This is a genomic window from Dryocola clanedunensis subsp. sulfonylureivorans, assembly GCF_016756775.1.
Lineage (GTDB): Bacteria > Pseudomonadota > Gammaproteobacteria > Enterobacterales > Enterobacteriaceae > Dryocola > Dryocola clanedunensis.
The window spans coordinates 158,877-179,906 of the sequence record NZ_JAERMU010000008.1; the positions used below are offsets into that span (position 1 = coordinate 158,877).

The 21,030-nt window shown below is 57.1% G+C and carries 17 protein-coding genes; 8 read left to right on the forward strand and 9 right to left on the reverse strand.

What is annotated here, in order from left to right; genetic code table 11:
• Positions 1-3: 3 nt before the first annotated feature.
• From HYQ67_RS10410 to ansP, 3 genes are all read right to left on the reverse strand, one after another.
• A complete protein-coding gene (locus HYQ67_RS10410) occupies positions 4-6,033 on the reverse strand; it encodes a two-partner secretion domain-containing protein (protein WP_237391186.1) in 6,030 nt (2,009 codons plus the stop codon).
• A gap of 10 nt (positions 6,034-6,043) precedes the next feature.
• Positions 6,044-7,729 carry a ShlB/FhaC/HecB family hemolysin secretion/activation protein gene (locus HYQ67_RS10415; RefSeq protein ID WP_202303619.1) on the reverse strand — a complete coding sequence of 562 codons (1,686 nt, stop codon included), beginning with the start codon at positions 7,727-7,729 and terminating at the stop codon, positions 6,044-6,046.
• Positions 7,730-7,903: 174 nt separating this feature from the next.
• The gene (gene ansP, locus HYQ67_RS10420; RefSeq protein ID WP_202303620.1) at positions 7,904-9,403 is read right to left on the reverse strand and encodes an L-asparagine permease; all 1,500 of its coding nucleotides are present in this window, start codon (positions 9,401-9,403) and stop codon (positions 7,904-7,906) included.
• A 229-nt stretch (positions 9,404-9,632) separates the two neighbouring features.
• Here ansP and HYQ67_RS10425 point away from each other — a divergent pair, with 229 nt between their 5' ends.
• Positions 9,633-9,983, forward strand: coding sequence for an MmcQ/YjbR family DNA-binding protein (locus HYQ67_RS10425; RefSeq protein WP_202303621.1), 351 nt, complete (start codon positions 9,633-9,635; stop codon positions 9,981-9,983).
• 23 nt (positions 9,984-10,006) lie between these two features.
• Positions 10,007-10,885, forward strand: coding sequence for a LysR family transcriptional regulator (locus tag HYQ67_RS10430; protein ID WP_202303622.1), 879 nt, complete (start codon positions 10,007-10,009; stop codon positions 10,883-10,885).
• Between the two features lie 419 nt (positions 10,886-11,304).
• Here the strand turns inward: HYQ67_RS10430 and HYQ67_RS10435 are convergent, their stop codons facing one another.
• On the reverse strand, positions 11,305-14,400 hold the full coding sequence (locus tag HYQ67_RS10435) for a beta-galactosidase (protein ID WP_202303623.1): 3,096 nt from the start codon (positions 14,398-14,400) through the stop codon (positions 11,305-11,307).
• Between the two features lie 107 nt (positions 14,401-14,507).
• Positions 14,508-15,098, reverse strand: a complete 591-nt coding sequence (locus HYQ67_RS10440; protein WP_202303624.1) for a hypothetical protein — start codon at positions 15,096-15,098, stop codon at positions 14,508-14,510.
• Between the two features lie 113 nt (positions 15,099-15,211).
• Here HYQ67_RS10440 and HYQ67_RS10445 point away from each other — a divergent pair, with 113 nt between their 5' ends.
• The 3 genes from HYQ67_RS10445 (at position 15,212) to pptA (ending at position 16,978) form a co-directional block, all read left to right on the forward strand.
• Positions 15,212-15,826, forward strand: a complete 615-nt coding sequence (locus HYQ67_RS10445) for a glutathione S-transferase family protein (protein WP_202303625.1) — start codon at positions 15,212-15,214, stop codon at positions 15,824-15,826.
• Between the two features lie 74 nt (positions 15,827-15,900).
• Entirely contained in the window at positions 15,901-16,734 is an 834-nt protein-coding gene (locus HYQ67_RS10450; RefSeq protein ID WP_202303626.1) for an arylamine N-acetyltransferase family protein, read from the forward strand.
• 13 nt (positions 16,735-16,747) lie between these two features.
• Complete coding sequence (gene pptA / locus HYQ67_RS10455; protein ID WP_202303627.1) at positions 16,748-16,978, forward strand: tautomerase PptA; 231 nt, start codon at positions 16,748-16,750, stop codon at positions 16,976-16,978.
• Positions 16,979-17,050: 72 nt separating this feature from the next.
• Here the strand turns inward: pptA and HYQ67_RS10460 are convergent, their stop codons facing one another.
• The 3 genes from HYQ67_RS10460 to HYQ67_RS10470 form a co-directional block, all read right to left on the reverse strand.
• On the reverse strand, positions 17,051-17,419 hold the full coding sequence (locus HYQ67_RS10460) for a type II toxin-antitoxin system VapC family toxin (protein ID WP_202303628.1): 369 nt from the start codon (positions 17,417-17,419) through the stop codon (positions 17,051-17,053).
• Entirely contained in the window at positions 17,416-17,655 is a 240-nt protein-coding gene (locus HYQ67_RS10465) for a ribbon-helix-helix domain-containing protein (protein ID WP_202303690.1), read from the reverse strand. The genes HYQ67_RS10460 and HYQ67_RS10465 overlap by 4 nt, the downstream gene beginning before the upstream one ends.
• 184 nt (positions 17,656-17,839) lie before the next feature.
• Complete coding sequence (locus tag HYQ67_RS10470; protein ID WP_202303629.1) at positions 17,840-18,880, reverse strand: AI-2E family transporter; 1,041 nt, start codon at positions 18,878-18,880, stop codon at positions 17,840-17,842.
• A 263-nt stretch (positions 18,881-19,143) separates the two neighbouring features.
• Here HYQ67_RS10470 and HYQ67_RS24200 point away from each other — a divergent pair, with 263 nt between their 5' ends.
• From HYQ67_RS24200 to mdtI, 3 genes are all read left to right on the forward strand, one after another.
• Entirely contained in the window at positions 19,144-19,257 is a 114-nt protein-coding gene (locus HYQ67_RS24200) for a protein YdgV (RefSeq protein ID WP_431355436.1), read from the forward strand.
• A 137-nt stretch (positions 19,258-19,394) separates the two neighbouring features.
• Entirely contained in the window at positions 19,395-19,769 is a 375-nt protein-coding gene (gene mdtJ, locus HYQ67_RS10475) for a multidrug/spermidine efflux SMR transporter subunit MdtJ (RefSeq protein ID WP_237391187.1), read from the forward strand.
• Complete coding sequence (gene mdtI, locus HYQ67_RS10480) at positions 19,756-20,085, forward strand: multidrug/spermidine efflux SMR transporter subunit MdtI (protein ID WP_202303630.1); 330 nt, start codon at positions 19,756-19,758, stop codon at positions 20,083-20,085. Before mdtJ ends, mdtI begins: the two co-directional genes overlap by 14 nt.
• A gap of 76 nt (positions 20,086-20,161) precedes the next feature.
• Here mdtI and HYQ67_RS10485 read toward each other — a convergent pair whose 3' ends face one another.
• The gene (locus HYQ67_RS10485; RefSeq protein WP_202303631.1) at positions 20,162-20,968 is read right to left on the reverse strand and encodes a trypsin-like serine peptidase; all 807 of its coding nucleotides are present in this window, start codon (positions 20,966-20,968) and stop codon (positions 20,162-20,164) included.
• Between the last annotated feature and the right edge of the window lie 62 nt (positions 20,969-21,030).

The following is a 21,030-nucleotide window of genomic DNA, read 5'->3' on the forward strand; positions in this document are numbered from 1 at the left end:
TTCCTAGGCCGCGGCGAGGGCGGCGTTCACGACGGCGTGGGCCATCGTTCTGGCAGCCGGGTCGTCAACGCTGTCGGCAATCACTTTGGTGATATACGGGGCGGCACCGTTGGCGAGAGCCCCGGCTATGTCGCCGCCTGCCAGCCCCTGTACCGCAGCCGTGGCCGCCTGTATCCCCTGCTGGATGGCGCTGCCGGTGCCATACTTCTGCATTTCAGTTTTGTAGACATCCGTTTTTCTCAGCTCGTCGGCGCTTAGCTCAGGATGTTTTTCTTTCGCTTTTTCCAGTCCGTTAATATCACCCTGCGTCCGCGCGATGTCAGCGGCCTGACTCCCGATTTCCCCAATCAGCTGCGCTTCCTGCAGGCGCCTCTGCTCTTTTTCCTTATCAAAAATAGGGGAGAGCGTCTGGTTGGCGTGCGCCACGTCGCGGCTCAGGCTGGCGACGTCCTGGGTCTGGCTGTCCTTGTCCCGGATGGTTATCGTGCCGTTACTCACCGCCGAGCGGGTCGTCGAGTCCGCGCTGTCGCTGCCGTTAACGCCGACCAGCAGGCTGTTGGCCATGTTGCCGGTGAACTGGTCCGCGATGCTGCCGCCGGTGCTGGCTCCGATGCTCAGGTGCTCCACCTTATACTCGGCGTGGTTGTTGATATCCCCGAAGCCCAGCGTGCCGGTGTCGAGGCGGTTCTTCTCTGCGCTGCCCGTTGAGCCAATCACGGCCCCGTTCAGCTGCGTGTGTTCACCCACCGTGATATCAAAGCCACCTTTCCCGGCAAAGATGCCGGTCTGCTCGATAACCGAGACCCAGGTGCTGTGCATCTTGTCCCGCGCCAGGTTCACCGAAGCGGAACCGCCGCTCATGCTGCCGCTGATGCCGCCGCTGGCGCGGGTCTGCTTCGAATCGTAGCTGTCGCTGTCCTGCTCGCTGGTCAGAACAAGGCTGCGGCCCACGTCCATCGTCACCCGGCTGCCGCTGACCTGCGCCCCGGTCAGCGCGGTGTCGCGCCCGCTGACGATGCTGACGCCGCTGCCCGCGTCCAGCGTGGTCTCCGAGTGGGTGGTGCCGTTGCCGCGCTCGTTGCCCCTGCTTTTGTTGCCGCTGGCGTTAACGGTAAGGCCGTTGCTGCCCTGGCCGAAGTTAATACCCACGCCCACCGCGCCGCCGTGGCTCTCGTTTTTGCCGTCGAGCCTGCTGGTGTTGACGCCGGAGTCCAGCAGCACGTCGCGCTTCGCGCCGAGCGTCAGGTCGTTCCCGGCCTGCAGCTGACTACCCTGAACGTGGACGTCGGTGCCGGTGGCGCTGACGCTGAGGTTTTTGCCCGCCTGCACGGTGCTGCCCTGTGAATAGCGGTTGGTCTGGGTCTGTTCGGAGGTGGACGACTGGCTGCCGTAAGACAGGTTCACCCCAATCATGCTCTCAGGGTTACCGCCCTGCGCCTGGCTCAGCTGCGTACCCTGATAAGCCTGCACGCCGGAGAGCGCCGCTTTGACGCCGTTGAGGGCGGCGAGCCTGCCGCTGTCTTCGTTACCGGCGGTGTTGGCGCTGCTGACGGCGGTGCTGATGGCGCTGCCGACGGTGCCGGAGAGGGCGAGGGTGAGGCCGCTCTGCTTCTGCTCCACCTTATGGGTCTGGCTGCTCTGGCTGTCCGCGGCGAGGATGTTCACCGCTTTGCCCGTGAGATTGATGTCCCGGCCCGCCAGCACGTCGGAGCCTTTTACCGTCAGGGTATTTCCGGCGGTGAGGTCCACGCTGCCGTTAATGCTGCCGACGGTGCTGCCCGCGCTGGTCAGGGTGCTGCCGGCGTCGGTGGTTTTAACGTCTTTTTTGCCGTAGCTCACGCCGATGCCGCCGGTGCCGGACAGGCCGGTCTTTTTCACCTGGCGCTGATGGTCCTCCTGGCGGGACTCCTGCGCGTCGAGAATGGCGAGACTGTTTCCGGCCGCCAGGCTCAGATCACCGGTGCCGGCAACGCTGCTGCCCTGGACGGTCAGGTCATGTCCCGCCTGCATCCGCACCGTGTCGCCGCCAAAGTCGCTGCCCACGGCGGTACGGCTGCTTATTTCGTCGTGGGTGAGGGTGGTTTTTTTCGACAGCGCGCCTTTCGCCGTCTGGCGGCTGTTCTCGGTCAGATGGAAGGCGGCGTCCCCCTCGCGGATGCTGATATCGTTGCCTGCGACGACCAGAAGATCGCTGCGGGCGTTGACCGTTGCCGCGCGGGCGCTCACGTCATGTCCGGCCTGCAGCTGAATATCGCCGGCGCTTATCTGCGTGCCGACGTCCGTACTCTGCGTCAGGGTGCGGTCGGTGCCTTTGCCCCACGAGCCGGATTCGCTATGGGTGATGGTCAGCGTGCCCATCGTGAGATCGTGACCGGCGAGGATCTGCGTCAGGCTGCCGCTGCCCGCGCTGCCGATGTCGGTGGCGGTCAGGTTCATGTCGTTCCCGGCCTGCAGGCCCAGCTGGCCGTCGTCGTTCTGCACGTAAATGCCCGCCACCCGGTCAATGTGGCGCTCCGCATCCGCGCCGCGCAGGGTGCTGCTGCTGGTGAAGTCCCGCCCGGCGTAGGCCGTTAGCGCGTCTGCGGCCCACAGCGTGCCGCCGGTGTTGGTGATGTCGTTCCGTGCCTGCAGGTTTACCTGGCCGCCGCTAATCAGGCCGCTGTTGAACAGGTTCTCCGCGGTGAGCTGCGTAACGTCGCGCCCGGCAATGGTGCCGCTGTTGGTCAGATCCCCGCCGACCGCCAGCCCCACCTGCCTGCCCGCGAGCAGGGCGCCACTGCCGTCCAGGTCGCCCGGCACCCCCTTCGCGTAGACCTGCGGCACCAGCACCTGCTGGCGGCTGCTGTCCGGGAGCAGCACGGTCTGGTTCACCATCCACACGATGTCGGTGGTGAGCTGGCTCATCTGTTCGGCGGTCAGCGCCACGCCGGGCTTCAGGCCCCATTTTTGTCCGATCTCAATGCCGTTGTTCATCAGCATCTTGTACTGCTCTTCGTCGCTGCGGGTCTCGCCGAGGTAGCGCTGCCCGGTCAGGGCGATGACCTGTTCGCGGATCAGCCGCTGCTCGTAATAGCCGTCGCCGAGCCGTTTCTGGATGTTGTTCGGGTCGGCGATAAACGCCTGCATCATGTAGTCAGAGCTGAGCCATTTTTTCCGATCCGTAAATCGCGGGTCGGTTTCTATCAGGTACGTGGCGGTATTTTCAGGATGCCTGCGGAACAGGCTGCCGTCGGGCAGGCGCAGCTCGGGAGTGGAGGTGGTCATGCCGTCCATCGTTGGAAGTCCCTGAGACAGAGAGCTGGTATCCCTGCGGGCGATCGTGGTTCCGCTGCTGGTGATATCGACGTTTCCCTGACAGGCCATCGTTTTGAGGTCGATAGTGCGCACGACCGGGGCCGGTTGGTAATTGCTTTTTTTCGTGCCCTGGGAGGTTTTCGTGCCGGTGATGCTGTGCTTTTTCCTTGCATACCAGCGGGTCTGTTTGCCGACATCCGTCGTGATCTGCTCGCCCATGGTGGCGACATTGTTCAGGGTGCTGATTGCCGCAGAAAGTAACCCACCCGCGACAATACGGCTGTCGTGGTTGTTCAGCTCGCGGCTTTTAATGGTCATGCTGCCGCCGGCGATAATCTGCCCCGGGTCGGTTTCCACCACCTGGGTTTCGGTTACCGTGCGGTCGTATTTGTACTCGTAGAAGGTATTTCCGCTGGTGCCGTCCGGCATTTTCGCTTTATGTACGCCGTACTTGTTCTTGCTGGATGTGTCGATGTCCGCCCAGTCAAAACGCTGGGTGGCACCGGAAAGTCCCCCTTCGTGGTGCGCTGATTGCTCGGTCACCACCGTTCGGGTCACCAGATTATCGTTGATGTTGTTGATCTGTCCGATGCTAAGCCACATGTCCCCGGCGGATTCAACGGTAGAACTGTGGTTGTTGAGCCTGTCGGTCTGGCCTGTGGCGGTGAGGTTCTCGTCAAGTGCGCCGCCGATAGCTAAGCTTCCGCCGCTGTAGATCAGCCCGTGGTCAAGGTTGTTAATGGTGCCAGCGCCGATGTCGAGCTGCTCGCGTGAGGCAATTGTTGCCGCCGTTCCGTCTTCGGCAAGGTTATCGAGCGTGCCGGTGATGATGGCGATATGGTCACCATAAATTCGTCCGGTGCCGGTATTGAGCAGGCTGACGGAGTCAATGTGCGTCAGCCCGCCGTCAATCAGCCCCCGGTTGGCCAGCGCGCCTGCGATGCGCAGATGGTTCTCACCGGCGCTGATTTCCGCCGCCGCGCTGTTCAGCAGGCTGGCTGCATCCAGATTCAGTACGCCACCGGCTTTGATAATATTGTCGTTGGTCAAGCTTTGCGGGGTAGAGAAGGTCAGGGTGCCGTTGGCAATCACCTCGCCCTGGTTGTGGAAAGCCTGACTGAGCGCAAGCGACATGTCTCCCTGCGACAGAACCTGCCCGTCGCCGGTAAGAGACCTGGCGACAAGATCCAAAGACTGCCCGGCGATCATCGTGCCGCCCAGGTTGTTGATATTCAGAGCTTGCCCCGCGCTAGTGTCGCTGACCTTCATGGCCGCACCGGACGAGAGCAGGCCTTTGCTGTTATCCAGACGCTCACTGGCAATCTCCAGCATTTCGCCGCTACGAATGATGCCCGTGTTGTTATCCAGTATGGCGGTGGAGAGTTTTAGCGTTTTTTGGGCAGAGACGGATGCCCGTGAAGTGTTGATATTTTCGCTGGCAGAGACTGCCAGACTGCCGCCCGCCGTCCGGCTGTCGCTGATATCTACCGATACGCCCTGCATGCGCAGGGAGCCAGCAGCGATATTCTGCCCGTGGGCGTTTAGCCTCCCCTGGCTGTTGAGGGTTAACTCTCCGGCACTCTGGCTTTTACCGGTACTGTCTACGCCCGCGGCAAACACGCTTTGTTTGCTGGCATCAATGGTTTTTGCGCTGATTTGCGTCTGTTTCCCACCAGCAATAATGCCGCTGTTCACCAGATTCTCCGTGGCGCTGACCGTCATATTTTCTGCTGCGTAAAGCGAGCCGCTGTTTTCAATTCGACCGTCAGCCGTAACCGTCACGCTGCCAGCCGAAGCGCCCAGCGAGCCGGCGTTACGCACGCCAACGCCTTTTTCGGTGCCAATCAGACGGATTTTCTGCGCGTACATGCCGCCAAGCTGGGAAACATCTATCGCTACCGCAGGCGGAGAGGGAGAGGCGGACGTTTGTTTTTTCATGGCCTGGTGATCGGCGGCGACGAGGTTCTGGCCTGCGGTAACATTCAGCTCATTGGCCCAGATCCCAGCGTTGACTTTGACCGTGCGGGCAATGAGATCGGTGCTGTCCTGGCCGGTAGAATCCATGCCGCGGCCCTGAATAACGATCTCACCCAGGCGTACGTCGTAACCTGTTACCTGACCGTTGCTGAGCTGCGTCTGGCCGGTGGTCAGCGTGCTGCGGCTGGCGTTGATGAAACCGCAGCCGTCGCAGGTGATGCCCGCAGGATTGGCGATAATAACCTGGGCTCTTTGACCGGCGACTTCAATCGCGCCGTTAAGCTGGCTGGGGTTGCGGGAATTCACCTCGCTTAAGATGATTTTCGCTTCACCTTTTGCCAGCCAGGGATTGGCGGTGACCATGCCTCCCAGCTGGCTCTGCGCGGCCTTGTGGGAGTTATTGAGGATGACGCCGCGCTGGTTAACATCAAACTGGCTGTATTTGTTATGAGAAACGCCTTTGCCGTTCGGCGTCTGGATGTTGACCTGCGGCGTTCCGTTTGCGCTGTTGATGATAGTAGGTCGCTGATTTTTAGCGGCGGTATTATCGGCAACCAGACCTGCCTGAGCGTTCACGCTGATGCAGCCCAGTGCCAGCAGCAGGCTAAAGCTGAGCCTGGACAAAGCACAGGTACGCTGGGCCGTCTGTTCCACGCAGGATGAAGATGATGAAGCTGCACGGCCTGACGCCGCGATATCTGCGACCACCATCAACATGCCGCGCGCTTTGTTATAGATGACGCGATAGCGATTTTTATTCATCCTTGAATCCTTAGTATTGCCAGTTCAGGTTAAAGCCCAGCGTCACCGGGTCGGTGATGAAGCCGTCTGGTTTTGAGAACGGGACCCCGGCGAACAGATCGTAACTGGCTCCCCACAGGCCGCCGCGGATCCCCGCTACGCCACCCGCCAGATGATGGCCGATGAGGTAATCATTGCTGTGGCCGCCCACCTCACCATAATCCGCTGCCACATAGAGCTGCTGGTTGGACAGCGGCGTTTGCCATGACAGATCGTTGCGGATGTACCAGCCGCGATCGGCGTTCAGGGTTCTTTCGCCGTCGAAACCTCTCACCGTCCAGCGGCCGCCGAGAGAGAACTGGTCCTGCGGGGTGAGCGGCGTGCTGCTGATTTGCCGCAGATACTGGGCGTTGTAGCGAAAGTTTTGATTCAGCAGCGCAAACGGCAGATCGAGCTGGGCATTTATCTGGGTAATTTTGCTTAGCGCCGTGGCTTCGTTGAAATACTCTTCAGAAGCCGGCACGGCCCCGAACCAGCGGGTGCCCCGTTGGTAGCTGATGCCGGCATCCAGCGTGGCGGCCGCAATGTAATGGCGGTGCTGAAGGCCAATTTTCCAGGCGGAAGTCTGACGGCGCTGAACGTCTATCTCTTCACCGTCGACGTAGTTTTTAGCGTCGCGGGTCAGGACATCATAGGTGAACGTCGTTTTCTGACTGCCGTTGCGGTGCAGCAGGCGGCTTAGCTGCAGATCGAGATTGTTGCTGCTGCCGCTGTAGCGATAATCGCCGTTCAGCCCCGCAACGGTCTGGTGATAATCATTGCTGCTGGCGGTTAGTGCTGCCGTCCAGTAGGAAAAGGGCAGGGAATACTGGCCGGTATAGTTGTGCGTTCCTTTGCCGTCCGCGGCGAACAGCGAACTTCCCGCTGACAGATAAAGGGTATCGCTCAGGCTCAGCAAATTGTCGCCGTAGGCGGTGACGCTGCCCTGATAGCGCCCCGTGCTGCGTGAACCGGAGTCATCGAGCGAGAGGCCAACGCGCCACATGCGCGACTGCTGCCAGCTCAGCGCAATATCGCTTTCACCTGCCTCTTCGCCGGGAAGGATCTCCATGCTCGCCTGCACCGTCGGCACTCTTTGCAGGTTTTCCAGCCCCTGCTCGATATCCCGAAGATCCAGCAGGTCGCCCGCGTGGGCCGGGAAAGCGGAGTAGAGAGACACATAATGATCGCTTTCCTGCGTCAGAATGACGTGGCGCACTTTGCCGGGAATGACGGCTAAGGTGAGGGTGCCCTTAGTCAGATCCTGCTGCGGTGCCACGACGCGCGTGGTGACATAGCCGTGATCGATCAGCCTATTTTGCAGCGCGCTCATCAGGATATTGATGCCCGAGCTGCCTGAACAATGGCCCTTTGCCTGGTCGGCGATTTTTTGCAGAGGGAGCCAGCGGGGCAGTGCCTCAGCATGGGTAAGTTTTATCTCATTGAGGGCGAAGCAGGGTTTCTCTACCGGAAAGACTATTTTCCCTGAAGAGGCCGGGGAGGGGGAAAGCCTGACATCCGGCGTTTCCGGCGCAAGCGTTGCTTCCAGCGCGCGCTGTCTCTCCTGTTGCAGGATGAGCTGCTGGTCGCCCGGCGCGGCGAGGGCCGCGGTGAACGTCAGGGGGAGTAGCACGGCAGGCAAAGCAAACGCACGGCGGGTGCGCAAAGGGCAGGGCATAAATCATCCTTGATTTATCAGGCAGATTAAAAGTGTTCAAAAACGAAGCAAATTATTTTAGGAGAAGGTTGGGCGAAGAGGAATGATGAGAGATTGAATTCAATCTGTAGTGATGGTTAAACAAGGGCCTGGGCAGAAAAATGCGGGCATCCAGCGATGCCCGCTACGGGAGGATTAACCTTTCAAATCGTCCGCAGGCGTCAGCGTGTCCGCCGGAGTTTCCTCATGGTGATCGTGAACCTGGCCTGCGATTTCATTGACGCGCTTGCGTGCGCCAAACCAGCCCAGCACCAGAATGAGGGCAATCAGCGGGATGGAGGCAATGGTCCAGGTGCCGTTCGGATAGTCAAACGCCATCAGTACCAGCACGCTCAGCAGGAACAGCAGCGTCAGCCATGAGGTAAACGGCGCACCCGGCAGCTTAAAGCTCACCTCTTCCGCTTTGCCCTGTTTGATGGCCTGACGCAGCTTCATCTGACAGACGACGATAAACGCCCAGGAAGCAATAATCCCCAGCGAAGCGACGTTCAGCACGATCTCAAACACCTGAGAAGGCACATAGTAGTTGAGCACTACGCCAATCACGTAGATCCCAAGCGTCACCAGAATGCCCGCATACGGCACTTGCTGTTTGCTCATCTTCGACATGAACTTAGGCGCAGAACCGCCCATCGACATCGAGCGCAGGATGCGCCCGGTGGAGTACAGGCCGGAGTTCAGGCTGGAGAGCGCGGCGCTCAGCACCACCATATTCATCACGTCGCCGATATAAGGTACGCCCAGCTTCGAGAAGAAGGTGACGAACGGGCTTTGTCCCGCCTGGTAAGCGTTCCAGGGCAGCAGCAGCACCAGCAGCACGACGGAGCCAACGTAAAACAGGCCGATGCGCCAGATAACGCTGTTAATCGCCTTCGGCACCATATTCTGCGGATCTTTGCATTCCCCTGCGGCTGTCCCCACCAGTTCGATAGAGGCAAAGGCGAAGACCACGCCCTGCACCAGCACCAGCGCGGGCAGCAGACCATGCGGGAAGAAGCCGCCGTTATCGGTTATCAGGTGGAAGCCGGTGGCGTTGCCGTCGAGCATTTTCCCGCTGCCGAGGAACACGGTCCCCACCACCAGAAAGGCCACAATCGCCAGTACCTTGACCAGCGCGAACCAGAACTCCATTTCAGCGAACCACTTCACGCCGATCATGTTCATGGTGCCAACAATCGCCAGCGCCCCCAGCGCGAATACCCACTGTGGCACATCGCCAAACGCCCCCCAGTAATGCATATAAAGCGCCACGGCGGTGATATCGACTATCCCCGTCATCGCCCAGTTGACAAAGTACATCCAGCCCGCAACGTAGGAGGCTTTCTCACCGAGAAACTCACGTGCATAAGAGACGAAGCTGCCGCTGGAAGGGCGATGCAAAACCAGTTCGCCCAGCGCGCGGAGAATGAAGAAGGAGAAGATACCGCAGACCAGATAGACCAGCGCCAGCGCCGGGCCTGCCATCTGAAGACGCGCGCCCGCCCCCAGAAAAAGCCCCGTCCCGATGGCACCGCCAATGGCGATCATCTGAACCTGACGATTCCCCATCGCCTTGTGATAGCCGGAATCATGCGAGTTAAGCCAGCGCCTTTTGGCGGCACGGTGCTCAGCCTCGGTTTTATGCGTTGTTTTCATTGTTGTTCCTGTTTGCCTTTATGATTAACCCCCGAAATCGGCTGCCCTGTAGTTTGGTGTATCGCGGACATGACAAATTTCGGCGGTGAATCCTGGCAGGAAATTAACGGCAACGCAAAACCTGCTTTACGTTACGTGATGTCGCTGTTATTGCTTAAGAATCGAAACCCTCGCAGTCGATGTGATAACTTTCCCTATCTTCTGCATGACGCCTGTAGGAAAACCGCCTGTGAAACGAGAAAATCTCTTTGCCGCCGTTTTTGAAAAGTATCAGGTAGAGCCTGATTACCCCTGGCAGAAGCTAAGCGATTACGCGGTGCTGCGGCATAAGTTCAAACGTAAATGGTTTGCGCTGATCTACCGCATCGAACCGCAAAAGCTTGGCCTGGAAGGAGAGGGGCTGGTTGAGGCAATGAACATCAAAGTTCAACCTGAGATGATTGGCTCTCTGCGGATGATGGCGGGAATACTGCCCGCTTACCATATGAACAAAGAGCACTGGGTAACCGTCCTGCTCGATAACGTGCCGGAGGAGGAGATCCTCGGGCTGCTTGATGAGAGCTTTCAGCTGACTCGCTGAATCAACATTAAAAAGAGGCTGCGATGACGCTGCTCAACTTTACCCTCGCGCAAATCGAAGCCTTTGCGTGCGTCTGTGAAAGCGGCACGCTGACGCAGGCGGCGCGTAAACTGAAGAAAGACCGCACGACGATCAGCGAGCTGGTGGATTATCTGGAGCTTGATCTCGGCTACCCGCTGTTTGACCGTTCTACGCGGCCGCTCACATTGACCGACGCAGGTCAGTTACTCTACCGGCAGGCCCGCTTGTTTTTGCACGAGGCGCAGGCCTTCGCCCAGATAGCCCGGCAGATTCCCCAGCAGATGAGTGCGCACATCACGCTTTGCTACGATCCTTTTACGCCCCGCGATTTTCTCTTCCGCTTAACTCGCTTGCTGCAAAGCCAGCAGATCCAGCTGGAGCTGATCATGTGCGAGCGCGGTCAGGCAGAGCAGTGGCTTGCGGAGGGGATTGTCGATATCGGCATGTTCCAGGCAATGAACCGTTCAATTAACGACAGCCTGCGCTGGCGGGTAACAGGCAGCATCTCGCTGGCGGTTTATGCAGGTGAAGGATTTTTCCCCGCGATGCCGGTTTCCATTTTACAGCTGGCCTCCAGCACGCAGCTGATTCCCTTCCAGGCGATGCCTGCGTGGCTGGCCCAGCGGCTGCAAATAGCTGACCGGACGATACGGGTGACGGAAATCGCCATGCTGGAAAAAATGCTCGGTGCCGGCGACGGCTGGGCGTTCCTGCCGATCCATTTTCAGGCGGAAAACTGGCTCGGCGTGGAACGTATAGAAACGGAGCTGGGTGATTCGGGCCTGTCGCACCCGATGGTGACCCTTTCAAAACCAGGGCAGATCGCCCAGCCCCTTTTGTCACAGTTAATGGACGCGATGCAGGAGGCATGGGGGGATTAATTGTGCCGGATGACGCTGGCGCTTATCCGGCCTACGGTTGGGTATTGGTGGAATGATTTTTGCCGGATGACGCTGCGCTTATCCGGCCTACGGTTGGGTATTGGTGGAATGATTTTGCCGGCTGACGCTGCGCTTATCCGGCCTACGGTTGGGTATTGGTGTAATGATTTTGCCGGATGACGCTGGCGCTTATCCGGCCTACGGTTGGGTATTGGTGGAATGATTTTGCCGGCTGACGCTGCGCTTATCCGGCCTACGGTTGGGTATTGGTGTAATGATTTTGCCGGATGACGCTGCGCTTATCCGGCCTACGGTTGGGTATTGGTGGAATGATTTTGCCGGATGACGCTGGCGCTTATCCGGCCTACGGTTGGGTATTTTGTAGGGTGGATAAGCGCCAGCGTCATCCACCGGCAGTTTTAACGTTTTGCCCAGCTCACCGCATAATGGTAGCGCTGTTTATCTAACAGATACTCCGGCGAGACGCTCGGGCTCCAGGAGTCATCGCCGCCGACGCCCATGTGAAAACCATCAATGTTCAGCCAGCTCCCCGCCTCCGGTGTTAACCGGTGACGGTGTGACGTTTCCCTCAGCTGCCGCTGGCTGTAACGGCTGATATTGAAGTGGAAATCACCGCGCCATTCGTTGCTGCCGTAGCTGAGGGACTGCGTATCGCAGCGCAGGCCGTTTTCCGACGGAAATACGTACGGGGTGTACATTTCATCAAGCGGGAGCTGCCATTTATCGAATAATGCCGACTGCTTGCGGTCCGGGTAGTTCTCATGTGGCCCCAGCCCCAGCCAGCTCACGGCCGGCTGAACCTCCGCCAGCTGACAGCTCAGTCCGATACGTGCCGGGGCGGGCGTGCCGTACGCAACCTCCACGTCAACATCGAGATGCAGCACTCCCTGGCCATCAATGCGGTAAGTTTTCCGGCTGATGAACAGCGTCTGGCTGCGGTACTGCCAGCGATGAACGGAACGTAGCAGGACTTCGCTGTCCGTGGCGAAGGCGTCAAAACTCAGCAGCGCTGGCTCCAGATCGTAATGACCGGCGGCTTTCCAGCGCTCCACCCAGGCGTTCGGGTCGATGCGGGTGGCTTCGCTGACGCCGATATCGTTATCCAGCGGTGCGCGAGTGAACTGATCCTGCAGCGGAGACAGCAGCGTGTCTTCGCCATGCTGACACCATTGCGTCAGCAGGCCAGATTCGCGGCTGAACACCCAACGATGCTGTTGGTGGCTAATTTCATAACTGCGGTCGGTGGCGAGCAGCTCGGGTCTGTCACCGCCAGCGACCGTCTCTGGCATCGTCAGCACACCAGGCAGCTGCCACTGATCCCAGGCGCAGATGTGGCCCGCCGTTGACCACTCGGTCGCTTCGATTTGTTGCACCTGCACCGTTAGCCAGAGGTCGCCGCTGCGGGCAGTCTCCGGTAGGTCATCCAGAACGATAGTCTGCTTGCCCTGCGGTGATATCTCCAGCAGCGCTTCGCCACGCGCCAGCACCACGCCATTCTGTTTTACCTTCCAGAGCAGGCGCTCGTTATCCACCGGGCGGAACAGATATTCACTGGTAATTTCAATTTTTAGCGAAGCTTCCCGCAACAGAGCGAACTGGAAAAACTGTTGCGCCCGCTGTGCTTCATAAAGCGCCGGATGCGGCGTCCGGTCAGCAAACACCAGGCCATTCATGCAAAACTGGCGGTCGTTAGGGTTGTCCCCAAAATCGCCGCCGTAGGCGCTGTACGGCTGACCATTTTCATCGTGCTTTATCAGCGACTGATCCACCCAGTCCCAGACAAAACCACCCTGTAATTTAGGATGCTGGCGGAAGGCGGCCCAGTATTTGTGGAAGCCGCCAAAACTATTCCCCATCGCGTGAGCGTATTCGCAGAGGATGAGCGGGCGGGTTTCACCCGGCAGGCCAATCCATTTTTTTATCGACCACTTCTCTACCGCAGGGAACGGCTGATCCTGGTCCACGCGGGCGTACATCGGGCAGATGATATCGGTCGCCGCGCAATCGGCACCGCCGCCTTCGTATTGTACCGGGCGGGTTGGATCGCTGGATTTAACCCAGTTGTAAAGCGCATCGTGATTGGCACCGTGCCCGGATTCGTTACCCAATGACCAGATGATGATCGACGGGTGGTTGCGGTCGCGCTGCACCATACGCGTGACGCGTTCGGTCATGGCTGGCAGCCAGACGGGGTCGGCGCTCAGGCGGTTCATCGGCACCATGCCGTGGGTTTCAATGTTGGCTTCGTCCACGACGTACAGGCCGTAGCGGTCGCACAGGCGATACCATAGCGGATGGTTCGGATAATGTGAGCAGCGCACGGCGTTAAAGTTATGCTGTTTCATCAACAGGATATCCTGACGCATGGTGTCGATGTCCATCACCTGGCCATGGTTCTGATGATGCTCGTGGCGATTGGTACCGCGGATCAGCAGCGGCTTGCCGTTAAGCTTAAGCAGCCCGTTTTCAATTTCAACCTTACGGAAGCCCACATCGCAGGCTTCTGCCTCAATCAGCACGCCGTGCCTGTCTTTCAGCTCCACGACCACACGATAGAGGTCAGGCATTTCTGCGCTCCACAGCCGCGGATGGTCAACCGCGATGCGAACTGTGGTGCGGTCAGAATAGGTACCGCGCTCGTCGATAATGGCGCTGCCGATGGGCTGCTGTGTTTCAGCAATGAGCTGATTTGCCTGCCAGAGCCGGACGCAAACCTGGGTATTGGCCTGCGGGTCGCCAGTGACGATGACCTGCGTTTCCAGTTCGGCGCGGGTGAAGCTGTCAAAAAGATGCGTGGTCACGTGGAAATCGCAGATTTGGGCACGGGGTTTATGCAGCAGCGTCACGTCGCGGAAGATGCCGCTCATTCGCCACATATCCTGATCTTCCAGGTATGAGCCGTCGCTCCAGCGCAGTACCATCACCGCGATGCGGTTTTCCCCTTGCTGCAGCACTGGGCTGAGGTCGAATTCAGAGGGCAGGCGGCTGTCCTGGGCGTAGCCTACCCAGCGGCCGTTACACCACAGATGGAACGCGGAGTTCACTCCGTCGAATACGAGACGCGTTTGCCCCTCGGCAAGCCAGGCGTCATCAACGTTGAAATTGAGCGAGTAGCAGCCGGTTGGGTTTTCCTGCGGCACAAAAGGGGGATTGACCGGAATCGGGTAGGTGACGTTGGTGTAAATTGGCGCGTCGTACCCCAGCATTTGCCAGTTGGCAGGCACCGGGATCTCGTCGGCGTCGGCCAAATCCTCGTGTAGCCAGCTTTCCGGCACCTCTTCCGGGCAGGCAAAATAGCTGAACTGCCAGCGGCCATTCAGGGAGCGCAGCGATGTGGACGGGATGTCATCCCGCGCATCTTCAGCTGCGCGCCAGCTATGAAAAGGCGGATGTGCCGGGAGTTGGTTTAGCTGCGTGACACCCGGATTTTCCCAGTCACGGCGAGCCAGCACGGCGGCAAGAGAAGCGGCGTGGGTGCCTGCTTTGATGCTCATAATTTGATGCCCTAAGGTTCGCTCAGAATCAGAGGGCTACTATGATTTTTAAAATATTACCTGTAAAGGAAAAGCAGGGGATTACAGGCGGTTATCAAATGCATATCTCAATTCAGCGAGAGCACGCCCTCTAAAGCTGAAACTTTCTTCATACCAGAAGTGAATTCCGCCCGGAAATACTCATTTTGACTGGGGGATACAAGATGCTCGATGTTCCAGTTGTTTCTATATATATCCCGAAGGCGTAACAACGTGATGCCAGCGCTTACCAGGATCCAGATAGCGGGTATGACAGCGAGAAGCAGCATCCATGAAAATAGTGGTTCCCATATTTGACCAGCGAGAAATATCAAAAATACGATCTGCACAATCAGGCGGCATGTATAAGCCCGGATGAAGAAGGTTCTGGCGTGGGCTTTGGTGACAAAACAAGGATTCGTCAAAACGGAACGTTTTTCTTCTACCGGGATCCCATGTACATACATTGTCCATTGGGAAAATTTTGTTGGTAGTGCAACCAGACCCTTTTCATTAAGACCGTGAAGACGCATAGAGATTGAAATGGGCATGATAAGACCCATGGCTAATAGATAACCGACAGGGGCGGTCACGCCTGCAAAGGCGATGAATACGCAAAAAATTAAAATTAACAGAAGCTTAGTGGAATAGATTAAAAGAGCGGAGCTTTGATAGTTCATATTCTGTTCCTTCAGAATGCGAAATGAGTTGTTTATTATTCATACGTTGCTGAAAGGTGGCAACGGATTTACGCTAAGGTTTATAGGTTGATCACATCAGAGGGGATACCGTCATGATGAAGCTCTATGGCGCGCCGGGGTGCGGATCGGCGATTGTTGAAATGATGTTTGTGCTGGCGGGAGAGCAGTATCGCTGGGTAAACGTAGAGGGGTTTGATGCGCCGGGGCCGCAGCGTGATGCTTTGCTTGAGCTGAACCCGCTGGGGCAGGTGCCGACGCTGAAGCTTGACGATGGCACTGTCGTCACGGAAACAGCCGCCATTGCGCTCATGCTGCTGGATGCCCACCCTGAGCTGGCACCGCCTGTTGGATCCGCTGAACGGCAGCGTTTTCACCGGCTGCTGATCTGGCTGGTCGCTAACGTCTATCCCACATTCACTTACGGCGACTACCCTGAACGCTGGACGTCGGGTAGCGCCCTCGAGCTTCGTGACAGCACCAACAGATATCGCCAGCAGCTCTACCTGTGGCTGGAATCGCAGCTTGGTGCCGGGCCGTACGTCTTCGGCGACCACATCTCGTTACTGGATACTTACCTCGCCGCAATGATTAGCTGGCGACCACGGCAGGCGTGGTTTGAAAAAAATACGCCGAAAATGTATGCGATAGCGCTAAAAGTTCGTGAGCGCGAAGATTTGCAGGAGATTATCAGCCGCAACGAGCTGTAGCGATCGCACCAACGATCATATGGCCCGCCGCAGTTTCGCTATAGTGGACTCACTTAACACAGCGGAGCCTGTTTATGCCCTTTAATCTTGATGCCTATCTGGCGCGTATTCAGTTTAGCGGTGGCTACGCGCCGGACTTAAAAACGTTGCAGCAGATCCATCTGCGCCACACCTGTGCCATCCCCTTTGAAAACCTCGACGTCCTGCTCGAACGAAAGATTCAGCTCGATGATGACAGCGTTTTCGCGAAGCTGGTCACCGGTGGACGAGGCGGCTATTGCTATGAGCAAAATGCTTTGCTGCGGCGGGCGCTGGTGGACATTGGGTTCCAGGTTGAAGACTTAGGCGCGCGGGTGGTGATTATGCGCCCGCCGGAAATGCCGCCCAGGACCCATCGCCTGCAGTTGGTGACCCTTGGTGACGAACGCTGGCTGGCGGACGTAGGGTTTGGTGGTAAAACGCTGACATCCCCGATTAAGCTGGAACGGAACAGCGAACAAACTACCCCGCACGGCGTCTATCAGCTTTCGCTTATTGATGAAGATTATCTGCTGAGCGTAAGGGAAGGGAGCGAATGGCTGCCGCTGTACCGCTTCGATCTGCAAACGCAGTATTTTGCCGATTACGAAGTGGCGAATCACTATGTTGCCACCTGGCCTGCATCGCATTTTCGACATAACTTAACGGTTTGCCTGAAAGTGGCCGCCGGTCAGACCATCACGCTGAGCAACAATCAGCTGAATGTGGCGGGCCAGAAACAGGCGCTGCCCGATGCCGTGGCGGTGTATCAGGCGCTGCAAGCACAACTCGGTTTACGCCTCGACGATAAACAGCAGGGTATCGGGCTTGATACATTTACGGCTGCGTTTAATGTAGTGATACAACAAGACAAATCAATAACACCATAATGGAGAACAACCTGTGCCGCATATTACCGTTAAGCATTTCCCGCGTGAACTGAACGAAGAACAGAAAAAAGCCCTGGCAGACGACCTCTGCGAGATGGTGAAGAAGCACTTTGGCTCGAAGGACGGCTCATTATCAGTGGCGCTGATCCCGGTAGAGCAGGAGCGCTGGAAGGAAGAGGTCTACGACGTGGAGATTGGCCCGGAGCTTGAAACGTTAGCCAGAAAACCGGGTTACAGCCTGTAGGGGCTGGGTGAGGTGTTGGTTTCGGCGATCTCACGTTCAGCCTGAATTCAACACCTCAATATTCTATGGGGACTAATAGGGCAGTACGACGCCGGGTACCCGTTCAAAATCTCTACTATTTCGCGTGACAAAACGCCTGCCGTTAACGCGGGTGGTGGCAAGAATAATCGCATCCGGCAGTTTCATGCCAAACTGAGTACGAACCCCAACCGCTTCTTGCGCGACCGCCTGGCTGACCGGCAAGACTTCGAACTGCGTTAAAAAATGGCGGGTAGCGCCTTCCTGACCAAATTTTTTGGCCCCTACCATCACCTCCATCCAGGTGATGGCGCTGATAGCCGGTTTGTTGTTCCAGGCGGCAAGCGTGGCTTTTGCTTCGGGGATGCCGTTGAGATAATCGATAAGGATATTGGTATCAAAAACGGCGGCTTCACGGGTCATGACCACTCCTCCCTGAGCAGACGTTCGTATTCAAGGCCATCGATTTTACGCTCGCCCCATAGCCCAAAGGCATGGGTGAACACCGTTTGTGCCTGGCGCTCAAGATACTGGTCGACGGCTTCCCGCAGAAGCTCGGCACGGGGCAGATTGCGGCGTTTTTTTAACTCATCAAGGCGGCTGACGACTTCATCAGACAGATCCAGAAGAATGCGTCCCATCTTCTCTCCCAACATCATTATCATATATCACCTTATTATATCATTATTGTTTGAATTTAATACACCCGTGTTCGCAAAGGCTATCACCTGACGAAGAAAAAAATAAGCGTTTATCAAAACGAGCGTTTAGTTTTGCGTGGAGTATTCAAAAACGATGAAAAAAAGATGAAACGGCAGCCAGCATGCAGGCTGGCTGCGGCGGTTAACGCTGTGCTTTCGACATATCGCTCAGCAGTACGGCAATCCCTTTGCCGCCTTCACTTTGCTCCAGGCTAATTTTGACGACGATGGTGAGCGGGACAGAGAGCAGCATGCCCACCGGGCCGAGCAGCCAGCCCCAGAATATCAGCGACAGGAAAACCACCAGCGTCGACAGGCCCAGCCCGCGTCCCATGATGCGCGGTTCAATGATATTGCCGAACACCAGATTGATGGCCAGATAGCCGGCAACAATGATTAACGCCTCGTACAAGCCGCTAAAGACCAGCACCTGCGCGACGGGTGGGATGGCAGCCAGTACGGAACCTATGTTCGGAATATAGTTGAGCGAGAAGGCCAGCAGCCCCCAGACAAAGGCAAAGCGCACCTCCAGCGTGGCGAGCATGATCCAGACCACCAGCCCCGTGACCAGGCTGATAGCCGTTTTCAGCACCAGATACTGGCTCACGCTGTCCAGCGCACGCTGAATGGCTCCCATTCCTTCCGCAGGGCGTGACATTAACTGCTGAAGCTTCAGCGGCAGCTGCGGCACCTCAAATAACATAAACACCACGGTCAGCAGCAGCAGGAAGACGGACGTCATGGCATTGGAAAGCTGGGTAATGAGGCTGCTGACCAGCGTCATTGCCGCGTTCGGGTCGATATATTTAACCAGCTCATCCACCGACACCGCGATCCCGGCGCGCTGCAGCCAGGGTTCAATCGCCAGCAGCGGAGCTATCAATGATGAACGGTACTGCGGCAGGGTTCGCGCCAGCTCATTAAGGGACGTGCCAAGATAGGCCAGCAGCAGCACCATCAGCATCACTATCGCCATGACGACAAACGAGATCGCCAGAACTCGGGGCACCCTTAAACGTTCCAGACGACGGATCAAAGGGTTAAGAATGACCGCGATGAACATCGCCAGGATAAAGGGGACGATCATATCGGCGGCCACTTTCACGCCGGCCATAATGATGATCAGCATCCCAGCCATAATGACAGCTTTTAATCCGCCAGGGGTAATAATGGGTTTTGCCATGTAACGAGATTCTCCACATCATGGTGAGGAAAAAAATCGCCGCCGCTTTTGCCTGCGCGAATAATTTATCCTTTGTTAACGATATAATACGGGGAAGGGGGCCGCGTGACACAATTATTTTAGTGTCCGGCAAAGTAAAGAAGTGAAAAAGGGCGGCAGGACATTCCTTAAATATGGTATAAATCCGGCGTGTTTAACTACCGAGGACAATTGACTATCCGCAACTGATGAGAAGCAACCCCCGCGGATATGTTGTGAAAATCATGGACATTATGAGTGCGAACAAGCTGTTCAGAACGTTATTAATGAACCACCGCGTCATCCTCTCTTCTGCTTTATCCCTGGCTGGTGAACAACACTGGCGCAACGCGCTGTAGTCCCGCTCTCCTGCATATTCCTGCACGCAAAACGCTTGCGCTGTAAGGTTTTTTGACGATCTATTTTTAGCCTGCCTGTCGCCGTTGGCGATATTGCATGCTGTTGCACCGTTATTTTCTCTGTCAGGAGAGAAATCATGATTTACTGGATTTTATTAGGACTGGCAATTGCCACGGAAATTATTGGCACCTTGTCGATGAAATGGTCGAGCGTGAACGACAGTAACCTCGGTTATATTTTCATGCTGGGTATGATTACCCTTTCTTATATTTTACTGTCGTTTTCTATTAAGCGCATTGCGCTGGGCGTGGCGTATGCCATGTGGGAAGGGGTGGGCATTCTGTTCATTACGCTGTTCAGCGTTTTGTTGTTCGATGAAGCCATCTCTGCATTAAAAATTACCGGGTTAGCGACGCTGGTCATTGGGATTGTCTTAATTAAATCGGGGACCAGTACCAAAACGAATCGCGACGATAAAACAGAGCGTGGAGGCGATCATGCCGTCATTTGAATGGGTACACGCGCTCTGGCTGCTGCTGGCAATAGTGCTTGAAATCGCGGCGAATATTTTTCTTAAACAGTCGGATGGCTTCCGCCGTCTGGGGTACGGCGTGCTCTCTTTACTGTCGGTTCTTGCGGCGTTCAGCGCCCTGGCCCAGGCGGTCAAAGGTATTGAACTTTCCGTTGCCTACGCGCTATGGGGTGGGTTTGGCATTGTCGCCACCGTGGCCGCAGGCTGGATCTTATTTGGTCAACGCCTGAACCGCAAAGGCTGGCTGGGACTGGCCGTATTGTTAGTGGGCATGGTCATCATAAAATTTGCCTGATGTATCATCGCAGTCTGTGAGCGTTGCTCAGCCAGTGCCGATATATGACCCGTTACGGGAGCAGTGGCGGGACTAACTATTGTGTCGCCAGCTGCTCCAGCCGGTCACGGAAGCCGGTGACGGAGATTGCCCGGTTGTCGGCGCGGTAGCGATCTTTCGCCGCGGGGGCTGAGCTTTGTACGGCGATCAGCTGCCAGCCGTTATCTATTTTCAGCATCAAAGGTGAACCGCTGTCGCCGGGCAGGGTGTCGCACTGATGCGAGAGCACCGTTTTCTGAGCCCAGCCCGTGATCAGGCAGTCGCTGTGGGTATAAAGATCGTCGAGATGATCTTCAGGGTAGCCTGACTGCGTGACCTTTCTGTCCTGCGATTTCAGCAGCTGGGTCAGGGCGTCGCGATCGCCTTCGAAGAGGGGCAATGGGGTAATCCCGGAAGGAGGGTTATGCAAAATAACCAGCCCAAAATCATGGGGGGCAGCGCCTGCCGGCACAATCCAGCCGTCACCATCCGGCTTCAGCCGACGACCGAGGGTGCTCTCTACGCGACCCTCGATGTCATGAATTTCGTAGCGCCATTTCCCTTTATCAGAGATGAAGCGCAGGGCGACCGCCCGATCTGGTTTACCGCGTGGAGGTTGTAGCAGACAGTGCCCGGCGGTCAGCGCCAGATGGGGGGAAATCAGTGTGGCCGTGCAGAGATTGCCGCTGGCGGTTTCTAACTGGCCGATGGCGTCCCACGGACTGTCAGCCGGGTTAGCGACACGCACACGGTCATCGTTGCCAAAAAACAACGTTTTTACATCCGCCGCGCTGTTATCACCAGCGTGGGCGAGGGCCGCAATTAACAACAACGCTCCTGGCAGCAAAATTACTTTTTTTTGCATATCACTCTCTGATGGGGCGATTAATTCTGATTATGTATAAACCCGCTGAATGGGGTAACTAT

Excerpts from the sequence above, each read along its gene's own strand:
- mdtI (WP_202303630.1), top strand. The coding sequence starts at position 19,756 with ATGCCGTCATTTGAATGGGTACACGCGCTCTGGCTGCTGCTGGCAATA.
- HYQ67_RS10410 (WP_237391186.1), bottom strand. The coding sequence starts at position 6,033 with ATGAATAAAAATCGCTATCGCGTCATCTATAACAAAGCGCGCGGCATG.
- HYQ67_RS10440 (WP_202303624.1), bottom strand. The coding sequence starts at position 15,098 with ATGAACTATCAAAGCTCCGCTCTTTTAATCTATTCCACTAAGCTTCTG.
- ansP (WP_202303620.1), bottom strand. The coding sequence starts at position 9,403 with ATGAAAACAACGCATAAAACCGAGGCTGAGCACCGTGCCGCCAAAAGG.
- mdtJ (WP_237391187.1), top strand. The coding sequence starts at position 19,395 with ATGATTTACTGGATTTTATTAGGACTGGCAATTGCCACGGAAATTATT.
- HYQ67_RS10470 (WP_202303629.1), bottom strand. The coding sequence starts at position 18,880 with ATGGCAAAACCCATTATTACCCCTGGCGGATTAAAAGCTGTCATTATG.
- HYQ67_RS10415 (WP_202303619.1), bottom strand. The coding sequence starts at position 7,729 with ATGCCCTGCCCTTTGCGCACCCGCCGTGCGTTTGCTTTGCCTGCCGTG.
- HYQ67_RS10465 (WP_202303690.1), bottom strand. The coding sequence starts at position 17,655 with ATGATGTTGGGAGAGAAGATGGGACGCATTCTTCTGGATCTGTCTGAT.
- HYQ67_RS10485 (WP_202303631.1), bottom strand. The coding sequence starts at position 20,968 with ATGCAAAAAAAAGTAATTTTGCTGCCAGGAGCGTTGTTGTTAATTGCG.
- HYQ67_RS10430 (WP_202303622.1), top strand. The coding sequence starts at position 10,007 with ATGACGCTGCTCAACTTTACCCTCGCGCAAATCGAAGCCTTTGCGTGC.
- HYQ67_RS10460 (WP_202303628.1), bottom strand. The coding sequence starts at position 17,419 with ATGACCCGTGAAGCCGCCGTTTTTGATACCAATATCCTTATCGATTAT.
- HYQ67_RS10450 (WP_202303626.1), top strand. The coding sequence starts at position 15,901 with ATGCCCTTTAATCTTGATGCCTATCTGGCGCGTATTCAGTTTAGCGGT.
- HYQ67_RS10435 (WP_202303623.1), bottom strand. The coding sequence starts at position 14,400 with ATGAGCATCAAAGCAGGCACCCACGCCGCTTCTCTTGCCGCCGTGCTG.
- HYQ67_RS10445 (WP_202303625.1), top strand. The coding sequence starts at position 15,212 with ATGATGAAGCTCTATGGCGCGCCGGGGTGCGGATCGGCGATTGTTGAA.
- HYQ67_RS24200 (WP_431355436.1), top strand. The coding sequence starts at position 19,144 with ATGGACATTATGAGTGCGAACAAGCTGTTCAGAACGTTATTAATGAAC.